16 protein-coding genes and 1 tRNA gene are annotated in these 14,016 nt (G+C 53.9%); 5 read left to right on the plus strand and 12 right to left on the minus strand.

What is annotated here, in order from left to right; genetic code table 11:
* Position 1: 1 nt before the first annotated feature.
* From R0137_RS01345 to bioB, 10 genes are all read right to left on the minus strand, one after another.
* Positions 2 to 745, minus strand: a complete 744-nt coding sequence (locus R0137_RS01345) for a class I SAM-dependent methyltransferase (RefSeq protein WP_407327958.1) — start codon at positions 743 to 745, stop codon at positions 2 to 4.
* A gap of 70 nt (positions 746 to 815) precedes the next feature.
* Positions 816 to 1,184, minus strand: a complete 369-nt coding sequence (locus R0137_RS01350) for a VOC family protein (RefSeq protein WP_407327960.1) — start codon at positions 1,182 to 1,184, stop codon at positions 816 to 818.
* A 97-nt stretch (positions 1,185 to 1,281) separates the two neighbouring features.
* Positions 1,282 to 1,710 carry an MAPEG family protein gene (locus R0137_RS01355; protein WP_407327961.1) on the minus strand — a complete coding sequence of 143 codons (429 nt, stop codon included), beginning with the start codon at positions 1,708 to 1,710 and terminating at the stop codon, positions 1,282 to 1,284.
* A gap of 101 nt (positions 1,711 to 1,811) precedes the next feature.
* Entirely contained in the window at positions 1,812 to 2,177 is a 366-nt protein-coding gene (locus R0137_RS01360) for a cupin domain-containing protein (RefSeq protein WP_407327963.1), read from the minus strand.
* Between the two features lie 83 nt (positions 2,178 to 2,260).
* The gene (locus R0137_RS01365) at positions 2,261 to 2,704 is read right to left on the minus strand and encodes a hypothetical protein (protein ID WP_407327965.1); all 444 of its coding nucleotides are present in this window, start codon (positions 2,702 to 2,704) and stop codon (positions 2,261 to 2,263) included.
* 17 nt (positions 2,705 to 2,721) lie between these two features.
* Entirely contained in the window at positions 2,722 to 2,955 is a 234-nt protein-coding gene (locus tag R0137_RS01370) for a hypothetical protein (protein WP_407327966.1), read from the minus strand.
* 89 nt (positions 2,956 to 3,044) lie between these two features.
* Positions 3,045 to 3,121: transfer RNA gene (locus R0137_RS01375), tRNA-Pro, on the minus strand.
* A gap of 43 nt (positions 3,122 to 3,164) precedes the next feature.
* Entirely contained in the window at positions 3,165 to 3,410 is a 246-nt protein-coding gene (locus tag R0137_RS01380; RefSeq protein ID WP_407327968.1) for a DUF3094 family protein, read from the minus strand.
* Between the two features lie 105 nt (positions 3,411 to 3,515).
* On the minus strand, positions 3,516 to 5,309 hold the full coding sequence (locus tag R0137_RS01385) for an acyl-CoA dehydrogenase C-terminal domain-containing protein (protein WP_407327969.1): 1,794 nt from the start codon (positions 5,307 to 5,309) through the stop codon (positions 3,516 to 3,518).
* Positions 5,310 to 5,579: 270 nt separating this feature from the next.
* Positions 5,580 to 6,677, minus strand: coding sequence for a biotin synthase BioB (gene bioB, locus R0137_RS01390; RefSeq protein ID WP_407327971.1), 1,098 nt, complete (start codon positions 6,675 to 6,677; stop codon positions 5,580 to 5,582).
* Between the two features lie 84 nt (positions 6,678 to 6,761).
* On the opposite strand from bioB, the gene R0137_RS01395 reads away from it, so the two are divergent.
* The 5 genes from R0137_RS01395 to R0137_RS01415 are packed head-to-tail and all read left to right on the plus strand — an operon-like array spanning position 6,762 to position 10,999.
* Entirely contained in the window at positions 6,762 to 7,466 is a 705-nt protein-coding gene (locus tag R0137_RS01395) for a ComF family protein (RefSeq protein ID WP_407327973.1), read from the plus strand.
* Positions 7,439 to 8,284, plus strand: coding sequence for a molybdate ABC transporter substrate-binding protein (gene modA, locus R0137_RS01400; RefSeq protein ID WP_407327974.1), 846 nt, complete (start codon positions 7,439 to 7,441; stop codon positions 8,282 to 8,284). The genes R0137_RS01395 and modA overlap by 28 nt, the downstream gene beginning before the upstream one ends.
* Positions 8,275 to 8,952, plus strand: coding sequence for a molybdate ABC transporter permease subunit (gene modB, locus R0137_RS01405; protein ID WP_407327976.1), 678 nt, complete (start codon positions 8,275 to 8,277; stop codon positions 8,950 to 8,952). Before modA ends, modB begins: the two co-directional genes overlap by 10 nt.
* Positions 8,949 to 10,022 (plus strand): molybdenum ABC transporter ATP-binding protein, encoded by a 1,074-nt coding sequence (modC, locus tag R0137_RS01410; RefSeq protein WP_407327978.1) that lies wholly within the window; start codon positions 8,949 to 8,951, stop codon positions 10,020 to 10,022. Before modB ends, modC begins: the two co-directional genes overlap by 4 nt.
* On the plus strand, positions 10,019 to 10,999 hold the full coding sequence (locus R0137_RS01415; RefSeq protein ID WP_407327980.1) for a serine/threonine protein kinase: 981 nt from the start codon (positions 10,019 to 10,021) through the stop codon (positions 10,997 to 10,999). Before modC ends, R0137_RS01415 begins: the two co-directional genes overlap by 4 nt.
* Positions 11,000 to 11,032: 33 nt before the next feature.
* Here the strand turns inward: R0137_RS01415 and R0137_RS01420 are convergent, their stop codons facing one another.
* Together R0137_RS01420 and R0137_RS01425 are read right to left on the minus strand one after the other, a co-directional pair.
* Entirely contained in the window at positions 11,033 to 12,325 is a 1,293-nt protein-coding gene (locus R0137_RS01420; protein WP_407327982.1) for an HlyD family type I secretion periplasmic adaptor subunit, read from the minus strand.
* Positions 12,322 to 14,001, minus strand: a complete 1,680-nt coding sequence (locus R0137_RS01425) for a type I secretion system permease/ATPase (RefSeq protein WP_407327984.1) — start codon at positions 13,999 to 14,001, stop codon at positions 12,322 to 12,324. The genes R0137_RS01420 and R0137_RS01425 overlap by 4 nt, the downstream gene beginning before the upstream one ends.
* Positions 14,002 to 14,016 lie beyond the last annotated feature (15 nt).

Genomic DNA, 14,016 nt, shown 5'->3' on the forward strand with positions numbered 1-14,016 from the left:
ACTACGCATTCCAGACTGCTATCTTATAGCCAACATCGAGCTTATCTTTGTACATAAGCTGTCCGTACTTTTCTTTCCACAGACCGCAGTCCAAATCAGCACGAAGCCTGTCTAAGCCACTTTCTACTTCTTGAACTTTGGCGAACGTGGACATACATGATCTAACCAGAGGATCCAGGTAAGCGTGAGGCCTAGCCCAATAAGCCGCTGTAAAACCATCCGCACAATCGGCGGGGATTTCTAAAGGGAAGAAAGCGACGCCAGGAAAACTCTCGGCTATCTCATCCAAAGATGGAAAGTTTTCGCTGTCTATAGCGTGTATCTCGGGAAAATAATCCTTTGTGAGCCAATAGCTTGGTGAGCCCGGATCCCAGGTTATGGCAACGAAGCGTGTGTTGGTAACGCGCTTAATCTCAGCAAAGGCTCGCTTACGATCCAACCAATGATGCATAGACAGCACAGTCATCGAGTGAGAAAACCTGCGACTTTCGAAGGGTAGCGACTCCGCGTAGCCCTGCATCACGGGCGCCGCACCCAGTGGTCTCTGCTCGATCATTTGCAGCGACGGCTCCAGCGCAGTGACCTCCAAGTCGTGAATGTGAGGCTCGTAGGATCCTGTCCCTGCTCCGAGATTCAAAAGCGACGTCGCACCCGCAAGATACCCCCAAAGACACGACGCGATTTGGGGATCCTCTTTACGACCTGTGGAGTAACCCTTTCCTATCTTGTCGTAGATAGCTTGCATACTAGATCTACAGCACGCGTCTTAAACGTTCAATGCCCTCGCTGTGTTGGCAGCGGGCGGGCCGGAACGTCTAACCCAAGAAGAATGCGGCCAGCTTGTTACCATCCAAATCGCGGAAGTAACTGGCATAAAAGCCATCTCCTCGCTGACCAGGTTCTCCCTCGTCTTGGCCACCAAGCTCAAGCGCCTTCTTATGCAGGGCCACAACTACGTCTTTAGACTCCGCTTGAATAGCAGCCATAACACCATTGCCAACGGTCGCCGGCTCCTGATTGAAAGGCTTGGTAAGGGCCACCGCCCCCGCCTCCATGGAGGTACCCCAGAGAATGAAGCCGTCCAGCTCCATTAATCGCTGGGCACCGCATTCCGCAAAAACCGCGTCGTAAAACTCTGCCGCTTTTTCAAACTGATTCGTTCCTAAGGTGACGTATCCAAGCATTTGGTAATCCTCTCGTTAATTCAAAAATTTTCCGCGCTGAGTTTCTTTGCACAGTGTAGTTTGAACAGCACTCACGTGCCTTGGGTATTGCTAGCTATTAACTAAAGGCAGCAACTGCCGCATTAAACGTCAAAACAGCCAGAGGAACGTTCGATAGAAAAAAGATGGCGAAGCGAAGCTCAATTTTGTTAACCAGCGCCTGCAAAAGACTGTGTACGACCCGCAAGCCAACATATGTCCAGGCAGCGTAGATACTTAGCTCGGAGTTTGCACCAAGAAAAACCAAGGACAGCACAATTGCATAGAAGACCGTTGGCTGCTCCATCAAGTGGTTGTAGTTATCAGCTTTCCACCGCACTTTGGGAGGTAAAAGCGACATTTGCACGCCAGAGGGTGCATCGGAGTCCATTTCCAGCTTCATAGCGAAAATCGCAGGTATTCGCGTAGCGTACATCCATACCCACATAACGGCAGACCACATCACCAAGGCCACCACAGGCTGAATTAGTTGAGTGCTTGCTTCCATTAGTGCTCCAAAATATCAGGTTAAGGACTCATCGAGTCGTAAATGCTCATTGTTGGTAATCGTCTAAATGTGCTCCAACGATCCCACAGCTTTATCCGCTGCTAGACCCAAACATCATTCTCTGCTGTTAGATCGCCACCGGCTTCACCAGTATTCACCACACCCTTTGGTTCCACCAGCATGATCTTGCACTCTGACAAAGCCCGAGGCTTGTGCTCAACACCTTTAGGAACAACGTACATCTCCCCCGCTTCGAGCGTCACCCCCCCATCTCTAAACTCTATATCCAGCACGCCCTCGATCACTAGGAAAACTTCATCGGTATCAGGATGCGAGTGCCAAACGAAATCATCCTGCACCTTGGCTATCTTGAATTGGTAATCGTTTAGTTCTGCAATGACTCTTGGAGACCAGTGCTCGGAGAACTGGGAGAACTTATCTTTGAGGTTTATGGGAGTGTGAGACATATTTTCTCCAGGCGATTTTTCGTCATTCTCAAGGACACTTGGTAGGCAAAGGCCGCGAGAGCATAGACAAACCGACGCGCCTCTTAGTCTTTGACCCCATGTAAAACACCCCAAAGTGTCGCCCAGCGCTGCTGTTTTTCGTCGCTAGTAAGCAGCCGTGGCTGTACTTGTGTTGCTTCGCCAAACTGGCTCATAGACCCTAACAATCTAGCATTAACAGCGCCTCTCAGAACGCCGTCTATCCGACGGCCCACCGCCAGTAAATCATTGCAGTGATGGCAGCGATAAAACTGAGCCAACCGATCGCCGTTTTGATCGATGGTGAGCGCCTCGCCCGCTAACGCGATCTTCATACCTGGGTCGCTCACCAATGCATCACTGTCACTCTCGTGGCCTACCGCATGACTCCTGCAATACTCGCAGTCGCATCGACGGGGCGTAAGATCGCAAAGAGGTTTCTCCAACATGATACGCAGTTGCCAGCGACCACAGCTGCAAAAACCCTCAGCGATGTTTTGGCTAGTCATCGCGGGACAGTCTGCTTTTAAAGCGAGGAAGCACTAGCGGCGAGAGTTGGTGCCCATGGCTTAAGCTGATAATGAAACTGCAGCAAAACACCGAGGCCAATCAACAACCCCCACCAAATTCTCCTTTCGATCGCGTCAAAGGTATCTTCAGGTATCGGCTTATCACTAACGAGCTCAGGGTTGGACACGAGAGCCACGCCACCCGCGATCAATATCCCACCAATAATTTTCAGTAGTAAGCTGCCGTCCATGGTGATGAGTATCTAAGCTCGGGGAGAGCAGCGCAACGGATGCGCATTTGAAGTGACGTTGCGAGCAGCACGAAAGTATCTTCCAAAGATGGTCGGTGTGAGAGGATTCGAACCTCCGACCCCTTCCTCCCGAAGGAAGTGCGCTACCAGGCTGCGCCACACACCGACAGTGCTCTTGCAGGCAACAAAATCATAGCAAACTCAAAGACTCAGTAAACGCCAGCCTGATGCGCCAACCACTGGCTAAAAAGACTCAAACCACCCACCACCACGATGAGCATCACGAGCAGGTACAGAGGCTTGAAGGGTTTTCTATCAACCGAGTTCACACCGCGCTTGAGAAACGCGTCGACCTTGGCCTGATCTTCTGGGTATAACTGCCGCTCGGGTCCCTCGGTTACTGCCGACGCCGGGCCCTCCTGCTGCTCTTGATCTTGATCTTGATCTTGAGACATTGTTTCGCCTCCTGGAAACGAAAACGGGCGCGAATTATCGCGCCCGTAAAGAGATATTGCACCCCCTAGAAGCTCAAGCGAGCAATCGGGGGCTCATCAAGTTGATCAGAATGCGAACATAGCCTCTGGCATTTCCATAAGATTGTCAGCACCGGAGAGCAACGCCAGCTTATGTGATGCGGTGCGCGGAAGGATTCGCTCAAAGTAAAAACGCGCAGTCATGAGCTTCGCTTCGTAAAACGCGGTGTCACCCTCGCCCTCGGCGATTTTCTTTTGCGCCGCTACGGCCATCTGGGCCCAAAAATATCCGAGCACGACGTAACCGGAGTACATCAGGTAATCCACGGACGCTGCACCCGCCTCATCAGGGTTCTCCATCGCCTTACCACCAACTTCGAGAGACATGGTTAGCCACTCATCTTTGTAAGTCGAAAGAGCACCGGTAAATTCAGCGTAGCTTTCATCTGAATTCGCTTCCACGAATTCGCCCATCATTTCAGTGAAGCCCATCAGCAGCTTTCCGCCAGATCCCAGTATCTTCCGACCGATAAGGTCCAAAGCCTGAATACCGGTAGTGCCTTCGTATAAAGTCGCAATGCGGGCATCGCGAGCAATCTGCTCCATTCCCCACTCGCGAATAAATCCGTGACCACCGTAGATTTGAATACCGTGATTAGCCGCCTCAAGACCCGCTTCCGTGACAAACGCCTTAGCGATAGGAGTAAGCACTGCCATAAGGTCATCGGCTTTCTTTGCTGCTTCCTCGTCACCGCGATCAACGATGTCGCCCAGCTGCGCAAGGTAATACAGCATAGCGCGGCTGCCCTCGGCAATAGACTTCTGGGTTAGCAACATGCGGCGTACATCCGGATGCACGATAATCGGGTCCGCAGGGCCATCAGGATTTTTAGGGCCCGTAAGACTGCGCATAGCCAGACGCTCGCGAGCGTATTCGAGAGAACCCTGATAAGCGAGCTCGGCGTGAGCGAGGCCCTGAATCGCAGTACCGATGCGCGCAGTGTTCATGAACGTGAACATCATGTTCAGGCCACGATTTGGCTCGCCAATCAGATATCCCTTGGCACCGTCAAAGTTCATCACGCAGGTAGCTGAAGCTTTAATGCCCATCTTCTTTTCGATAGATGCGCAATGCACGCCGTTGCGATCGCCAAGGCTGCCATCTTCGTTAACGTTGAACTTGGGTACTACGAACAGCGAAATGCCCTTGGTACCTTCGGGCGCATCTGGCATACGAGCAATCACGATGTGCACGATGTTGTCCGACATATCGTGCTCACCCGCCGAGATAAAGATCTTGGTGCCGGTAATCGCATAGCTTCCGTCGGCCTGCGGCTCGGCCTTGGTGCGAAGAAGACCCAGGTCCGATCCACAATGGGATTCAGTGAGACACATCGTGCCTGTCCAGTTACCTGCTACCAGCTTAGGCAGGTACTGTTCTTTCTGCTCGGGCGAGCCGTGTGCTTCAAGGGTCTTGATGCAGCCATGAGACAGGCCGGGGTACATCAACCAAGACCAGTTGGCGGTTCCCGCCAGCTCATTAATGACAATACCCAGCATGTTCGGCATGTCTTGGCCACCGAACTCAGGCTCCGCAGACAGTGACGGCCAGCCGTTGTCGACGTACTGCTTATACGCGTCGGCAAAACCTTCTGGAGTCTTCACGCCTTCTTCGGACCAAACGCAACCCTCTTCATCACCACTTTGATTCAGTGGCGAGAGCACGTTCTCGGCAAACTTGGCACCTTCTTCGATGATAGCGTTCATGAGATCAGGCGTTGCTTCTTCGTAACCTTTCAGACCTGCATAAAGGTTCTCAGTGTCGAGCACTTCATTAATAACAAACTGGATATCGCGCAGCGGCGCTTTATAACTCGGCATGACTCTCTCCCCATAACGTCGGTGTTGGCGCTCGTCGTTTGCGAGGCCTCCTACCTATGTGTTCAGTGTTAACTTCTGATCGCATTATAGTCAAAATGGGATGTTTTGCATGGATAAATTTGTGACCTGACCGACAAGAAGCTGGGCAAAGATTCTGTCAATTGTGGGTAGAAATATGACCTACGCTTGAGTCCAGCTATGTTAGCGAGTGCTCACTTTCTGCGTATCTGAATAAATATAAGATGCTGAACGATCACGACTGCAGGGCACCTACATCGCATTGTAAAAACGTGGATCGGGTGCAGGCTCAGCTGACACCTCTCGCTCTTCAGGATTTATACCCAATCGGGCGAACAGGGCTAGGTCTGTATTGGCTTCGGGGTTGGCGGTGGTGAGCAGCTTCTCGCCGTAGAAGATCGAGTTGGCGCCAGCCAAAAAAGCCAAGGCCTGGGTCTGATCATTCATATCTTCACGCCCCGCAGACAAGCGCACGTGAGACGCTGGCATCATGATTCTGGCGACTGCAACTGTGCGAACAAACTCGAAGGGATCCAGATCGCCCTCTCCTGCCAATGGTGTACCTGGCACCCGAACCAGCATATTGATGGGGACACTCTCCGGGTGCTCCGGCAGGTTTGCAAGCTGCTGCAACAAGCCCACGCGATCACCCTGATCTTCTCCCATGCCCACAATTCCCCCACTACAGACTTTCATACCGGCATCGCGAACATGGCCCAGGGTTTCCAGGCGATCTGCATACGTACGAGTGGTGATGATGTCGCCGTAATACTCGGGCGACGTATCTAGGTTGTGGTTGTAATAATCCAATCCGGCGTCGGCCAAGGTTTTAGCCTGCGAGTCAGTCAGCATTCCCAGGGTCATGCAGGTTTCCAAGCCGAGGTCTTTGACACCTTCAATCATGGCAGTGAGCGCGGGCAAGTCGCGATCCTTGGGAGACCTCCACGCAGCCCCCATACAAAAGCGAGTCGCCCCAGATCGACGAGCCGCCTCCGCCTGTTCGAGTACCTGATTTACTTCCATCAGGGCCTCCACAGATAAACCCGTATCAAACCGCGTGCTTTGAGGGCAGTAGGCACAATCTTCGGGACAGGCGCCGGTTTTGATCGAAAGCAAAGTGCTCACCTGCACCGCATTCGGGTCAAAATACTCACGATGTACGGACTGCGCGCGAAACAGCAAGTCACTGAAAGGCAGAGCAAACAGTGCGGCTATCTCTTCTCGCTCCCAGTCGTGGCGATGTGAACTCAAGACCCGCACATCAACAGGCCCGGGATTCGAATCGCCGTTCTGCTTGGGGTTCTCATTGATCGGCGAACGGGGGACGACGGATGACAGTGGCTGGTTCATGGACAGGTTCTCGGTTAAGGGATGACATAGTAAATCGCCGACCAACGCTGTCAACCTATAGAATACTTATTGGTTAACAGCGGCATGAAGAGCATAGCGTGCCGAGTGATCGATTATCTCGCGCCACAGTTCTGCATCTATTGTGATCAAGAGAGCTATCGACCTGAGGCGGTCTGCGAGGTGTGTCGGGATGCTCTGCTGGTAAACGATCAAGCCTGCCCAAAGTGCGCATTACCCGGCACGGATGGTCGTATTTGCCCGAACTGCCTAAAGGCAGAACCCGCGTTAAAAACTGTCACCGCTGCCTACGAGTATGATCCTGCCATCGCCTACTTGATGCACCGCTGGAAGTACCTAAAAGACCGCAACCTATCGCTAACAGCAGCGAAAATGATGCTAAATACGGAAATTCGCATCAAAAGTGCTGACATCGTGCTAGCAACACCACTTCATTGGCGGCGGAGGCTTCGCCGCGGTTTTAACCAGAGCGAAGATTTGCTTTTGAGCCTGTCTCGCTTACAGCCATCACTGCAGCCTACGCCGACGAAAGTTGCTCAACTAAAACGTCGTTTCGCCACCAAAACTCAGGCGCATGCTTCACGACGCGAACGCCTAAATAATCTCCAAGGAGCCTTCACGGTAGTCGGCGATGTCCGCGGCTGCTCGATCGTACTCATTGACGATGTGTGCACGACAGGCGCCACGGGTAATGCCATGGGGAGAGCGCTTCAGGACGCTGGAGCTAGCGAGGTTCATCTCTATTGTCTTGCCCGAACGCCGTCGCCTTGACCTACAATGCACGGATGCAACTCACGCGACTCAGCAGCAGTATTTTTACCCGAGCGATCAACGCTTTTTTAGCACTACAGAACCTCGCTCTGACCACCCAAAAAACCACTTTATCGGTCCTGCTAATAGCAATGCTCGTGGCATCTAAGGCTCTGACAGCTGACACAGGATTTCTAAACATCGCGGTAGCATCCAATTTTCGGGCGACAGCGGAAGAAATTAGCAAGGACTTCAGCGCCAAAACGGGGGTTAAGGTACGCGTCAGCAGTGCGTCCACGGGGGTTTTAGCAGCGCAGATACGTCGTGGGGCGCCTTATGATGTGCTACTAGCCGCCGATCACGCCCGACCACAGGCGCTCGTCGATGACGGCACAAGTTCGGGGCCCGCGTCCTGCTATGCCCAGGGCTCGCTTGTGCTCTTAGGTGCGGATTCGATCGAAGATTCACTTTCGGATGCGGCCCAGAGCATCGCCATAGCCAACCCTCGGTCCGCACCCTATGGTGCCGCCGCGCTGACAGTTCTAGCCCGGGACGGTTTTACGAGTGCTGAAGATCGCCGTACTGTTCGTGGCAGTAACGTACTGCAAGCCCTGCAGTTTTATGCCAGCGGTGGCGCAGACTTAGCCCTCGTAGCCCGATCGCTCAGCCCCATGGAAGGCCTGCCGATACCAATTTCATGGCACGCACCCATCGAGCAATACGCCGTGATCAATGCCCGCTCCCAAAACCTGCGTGCCGCGCAAGAATTCCTTGAATATCTTTCTGAACCGGCCGTGGAATCAGTGCTGACGAGCTTTGGATACAGCTCGTGCTCATGAGTAGTCTCGAGTGGCAAGCTGTGACCTTGACTCTGCGTTTAGCGACGGTGAGCACTCTGGTTCTTATTTTGCTGGGCACACCGCTCGCGTACTGGCTGTCACGCCAGAGAGGCTCCTTCGCCGCATTCGTTGAAGCACTGGTTGCTCTACCGCTGGTACTCCCGCCAACAGTCCTTGGTTTTTATCTACTGCTGATGCTGGCCCCCGACGCTCTCCCCGGACAGCTATGGCAGACCGTTACGGGAACGCAGCTGGCCTTTAGTTTTTCCGCGCTGGTCGTGGGTTCCGTAATTTACTCCCTACCTTTTGTCGTGCAGCCGCTGCAGCAAGCGTTCACTCGCGTTCCGGATAAACTCCTTAACGCTGCCGCGACTCTCGGGGCAACACCTCTTGAGCAGTTCCGCGCAATTACACTGCCCCTTTGCAAACGCAGTTTCATCATTGCAGGGGCCCTAGGCTTTGCGCACACCGTCGGTGAGTTTGGCGTCGTGCTAATGATTGGCGGCAATATTCCGGGCGAGACTCAAGTACTCTCTATTGCGCTCTATGATCACGTCGAGGCTATGGACTACAGCAGCGCGCATCAAATTGCCATTGGCCTGGTCACCTTCTCATTTCTGCTGTTGTTTTTACTCTACCGTGATCGCGGTTGGCGGATCGGCCGATGAATCAACTGTTACTCACTATCGAGCATCGAGATCCATCGGGGTTTTATCTCAGTGTTAACACCCAAATTCCTCAAAGTGGCGTGACCGCGCTCTTTGGCCCCAGCGGGAGCGGTAAAACCACCATCCTCGATTGTATTGCGGGACTGCGCCCCGATATCACGGATGCCACCATCGTCTTCGACAATGAGACTTGGCAAGAAGGAACGCAACACACGGCCCCTTGGCAGAGGTCCCTAGGGTATGTTTTTCAGGATGCGCGATTGTTCCCACATATGACCGTCGCTCAAAACCTGGCATTCGCAGCGAAGCATGCTCCGGCTCCTATCGACGGTGATGAGATTGCGGGCTGGATGAACATACAGACAATACTTGATCGCTTGCCCGAGACTCTGTCTGCTGGGCAGCAAGCCCGTGTTGCCATCGCACGCGCCCTCATGCGTAACCCACAGCTGCTCCTCCTTGATGAGCCTTTGGCAAATCTTGATAAAAGAGCAGCTGCGCAATGCCTTGCCTGCCTTGCGCGCATTCATCAGGAAAGGGATCTGCCCATCATTTACGTTAGTCATCAAATTGAAGAGGTCAGCACTATCGCTGATCAAATCCTCCTTATTGATAATGGAAAGGTAGTGGAGCAAGGACCGCTGCTGGAGCTGGCAAGCGAACTGGATACACAGCTTGCCGAAGATGAATCTGCTGCCAGCCTCTTATCGGTGGAAGTGTTTGGTATCGACTCGGATTTTGGACTCACCGAACTGCGAGTCGACGGTCAGTCCCTCTGGGTTGCGGGGGATGAGCATCACGGCAGCACTCGTCGCTTGCGCGTGCCTGCGCGGGATGTGAGTGTCTGCCGGGAGCGACCAACGGATACAAGCATTCAAAACATCTTGCCCGTAACGCTTGTGGAAATCAGGCGGTTATCAAAGGCTCATTGCCTGCTGCGACTGCAGTTATCAGAACAGTGTCTATTGGCGCGAATTACCCGCAGATCTGAGGAAGACCTCAAGCTTCGGACAGGCGATCAATTGTTCGCGCAAATAAAAAGTACAGCCTTACTCGGCGACGCGGGATGAGTAGCCACCCTTTTGATGTCCTTACTCCCGACGCAATCATTGATGCCGTGGAAGCCGCTGGCTTTGTCAGCGATGCGCGACTCCTTGCCCTAAACAGCTACGAGAATCGCGTTTACCAAGTCGGTATAGAAGACGAAACGCCGGTGATCGTGAAGTTTTATCGCCCTGGACGTTGGAGTGAGGATCAACTGCGAGAAGAACACAGCTTTAGTGAAGAACTCGTTGAAGCAGAGATACCGGTAGTCGCACCGCTGAGGTCAGAAACCGGAGAGACGGTCCATCGCTGGGGAGAACTGCTTTACACATTGTTCCCCCGTCGCGGAGGTCATGCGCCGGAGTTCGACAATCTCGACAATTTGCTTGTCTTAGGTAGGACGCTTGGCCGCATTCATGCTATTGGCGCGACCAAAACATTTGCACATCGTCCCAAGCTTGAGGGCCAGGCAATCATCGAAGAAAGCCGAGCTCTACTGCCGGACAAGTTCATTCCCGGTGACCTCAAGCCCGCCTACGTCTCATTACTGAATGATCTGGAAAAAGAGTTATCGCCGAAGATCGCGGAGCTCGAATCTGCTGGCGGCATTCGCATTCATGGCGACTGCCACGGCGGCAACATTCTCTGGCGCGACGACACCGCAAACTTTGTGGATCTGGACGACTGTATGACCGCGCCGGCCATTCAGGACCTGTGGATGTTTTTATCCGGTGAACCTCATGAACAAGAAATACAATTGGGCGAAGTCATAGCCGGCTACGAGGAATTTTTTGAGTTCGACCCCACGGAATTACATTGGATAGAAACACTGCGAACCCTGCGTATTATTCGCTACGCGGCATGGCTCGCACGGCGCTGGGATGACCCGGCTTTTCCTAAAGCCTTCCCTTGGTTTAACTCCGAGCGCTATTGGTCAGATCATATTCTGGAGCTACGGGAGCAATTCTCGCGGCTGCAGGAACCGGTGTTGCGTTTACTATGAAGGAATCTACGCCATAGCCAAACGATGCGGCGGTCAGTCTTCGCGCAGTGCCCGGTTCATACTCTCGCGGATAGGCTGTACCAGGTAATCTAGCGGTGAGCGCGCTCCTACCTGAATCATGACTTCCGCCTGCATACCCGGATACAACTCTCCATCGGCATAGTCCGTATCGGCAAAATCCGGCAAATAAACGCGCGCTAAATAGTACGGCGCACCAGTCACCTCGTCAGTGAGGCTGTCGGCCGAGACTGAAGCAACCCTCCCCTCCAGTGGCTGGCGATTTCGCTGACTAAAGGCGGTAAGGCGCACCATCGCCGTTTGCCCAGCGCGCACAACATCAATGTCTTGAGGATTCAGCCGCGCTTTGACTAATAGCTCCTCGTCCGAAGGCACGATATCCATCAGGGGTTGTCGCGAAGCAATCACGCCACCAATAGTCGTTACGCTTAGATCTACAATAGTGCCTTGAATGGGCGCGAAAATTTCGGTGCGCTTGAGTACATCCTGCGCCGCAGACAGGCGTTCGTTAACCTCCAGAGCCTCGGCCTGAATTTCTCGCAGCTCCGCGAGAATCTCGCCATCACGCTCGGTCTCAAGATCGATAATGCGCAGCTCTTCTTCGCTGATGCTTTGCTGGGCGCGAGCGATGGCGGCTTTGCTGCGACTGCGCTCACCTTCGAGTTCTGCCGTTTGCCGCTGCAGTGCGAGCATTTGCTGTTTGCCAACCAGTTTGCGCTCGAACAAGGATTCCATACTGACGCTTTCGTCACTGAGCAGCGCAATCTGGCGATCCTGACTGGTGATCTCTTCGCGAAGACCGAGAATCTCCTCCTCCAGCTGACGTATACGCTGGCCGATGATCTGCTTTTGCTGTGCAAGATTTTGCCGGCGCGTCACAAACAGACGCTCTTCGCTATGACGTATGTTGGCGGCGCTAAGCGCAAAATCAGGATCATCAAGTGCCGCGGGGAAGCTGATGGTTTCGGCTTTATCACGCTCGGCAATCATCCGGGCCTCGCTCGCGAGCAATGTGTAATAGCGCGCCTTAACCTGTTCGAACACCGCCAAAGGCTGCGTACGATCCAAACGTAAGAGCACGTCGCCCGGGGCAACCACATCGCCATCGGAAACTAAAATCTCGGCGACAATGCCGCCCTCCAAATGCTGTACGCTCTGGCGGTCGGTATCAAAGTCGATCTCTCCAGGGGCTATGGCTGCGCTGGCTAGGCGACTAAAGACCGCCCAGCCACCGAAGACGCCAAAGAACAATACGAACACCAACAGTCCCAACGCTATATAGCGGCCTAGTTTTACATCGTTGTTCATGCCAGGCGCTCCGTTGGAGCGGCGGCAGACTTAGCCATGTCAGCCAGCACCTGATCCCTGGGTCCGTAGGCCGTAACCTTTCCGTCACGCAGGACCATGATTTTGTCCACGTACTGAATAATCGCAGGGCGGTGCGCAATGATCACGCTGGTAACACCGTGTTCCTTTAGTCGCCGCAGAGCGCTGAGCAATGCTTCTTCGCCCACACGATCCTGATTGGCATTGGGCTCATCTAATACAACTAGACGAACATCGCCGAACATGGCTCGGGCAAGGGCGATGCGCTGACGCTGACCGCCCGAGAGCGTTACACCTCGTGGCCCTACCGGTGTTTCATAGGCCATGGGCAGCTGCAAAATCATCTCGTGCGCGCCGGCCAGCTGTGCCGCTTTTACTACGGCCGCATCGCTGCCCTCTCCTGCAAAGCGTGCGATGTTTTCTGCAACGGTGCCCGGGAACAATTCCAAATCTTGTGGCAGGTAACCAATGTACTGACCGCGGTCATCCGCGGCCCAATCAGCAAGGCTGATACCGTCCAGTCGAACCGAGCCAAGGCGCGGCGGAATGACACCCAAAAGGCACCGCGCCAAAGTAGTCTTACCCGACCCGGTGGGTCCGATAAGACCCAGACTCTCACCGGGCTGCAGCTCCAGATTCACACCTTGCAGCACAGGTTGGTCCTGTTTGGGATGTACGTAGGTCAGCCCTTCCGCGCGCAGTAAGCCGGTGGGTGCGGGCATTTTTGTCGAGGCGGGCTTTTCTTCGTCATCAAGATTTTCTTCTAGTCGGCGCCAGGCATCGCGCGCCGCAACGGTTTGCCCCCAGCTTCCGATAAGTTGCTCCACAGGCGCGAGCGCGCGAGTCACCAGTATGGATGCGGCAATCATTGCCCCCGGGCTGATTGCCCCTTCGAGCGCCAGTAAAGCACCGGTGGCCAACACCGCAACCTGGACCATCTGCCGTGCAACCTTGGAGATAGAACTTAAGATCTGAAGTCGCCGCGTTCCTGCTTCGAGCCACCCCAAAGCCTCATTGACCAATGTCTTCCAACCGCTGGCAATAACATTGCTCATACCCATAGCCAGAATGACTTCGCTATTCTCAACGGCATGCTCGGCGGAGCGCATACCGGCGCCGCTGCGTTCTCGACCCTCTTTTAATGTGTCGTGAGTCAGGCGTTCGTTCAGCAGGGCAAACCCGGCAAGGCCCAAAAATGCAGCCAGAGCGAGCCATCCTAGAATAGGGTGCAGCAAAAAGATCACCGCTAAAAATACGATAGACCAGGGCGCATCGAGTAAGGGCAGCAATCCCTGCCCGGCAAGATAGGAGCGCAATGTCTGTAGATCTGCAACACCGCGCGCCGACTGAGTGCCGCCGCTTAGTGGCGCTGCCTCAATGGATTGCTCTAATACCGGACGGCCGAGGCCGGACTCAATCAAAATACCAACGCGGGAGAGCATCATGCGTCGGAGTGCATCGAGAATACCGAAAGCCACCAGAGCGACGAGTACTATGCCGGTAAGCACCCACAAAGTATCGACACTGCGGCTGGTAAGAATTCGGTCGAATACCTGAAGCAGATACAGCGGCAGCGCCAGCATCAACAAGTTGACGCCAAAGCTGAAAAATACCACCCAAATAAAAGCCCCGCGAAGCGGGGCTATGACGGTGTTCAAATCAGGTTTCCCTTA

The sequence above is a fragment of the Congregibacter brevis genome (assembly GCF_045689245.1).
Classification (GTDB): domain Bacteria; phylum Pseudomonadota; class Gammaproteobacteria; order Pseudomonadales; family Halieaceae; genus Congregibacter; species Congregibacter brevis.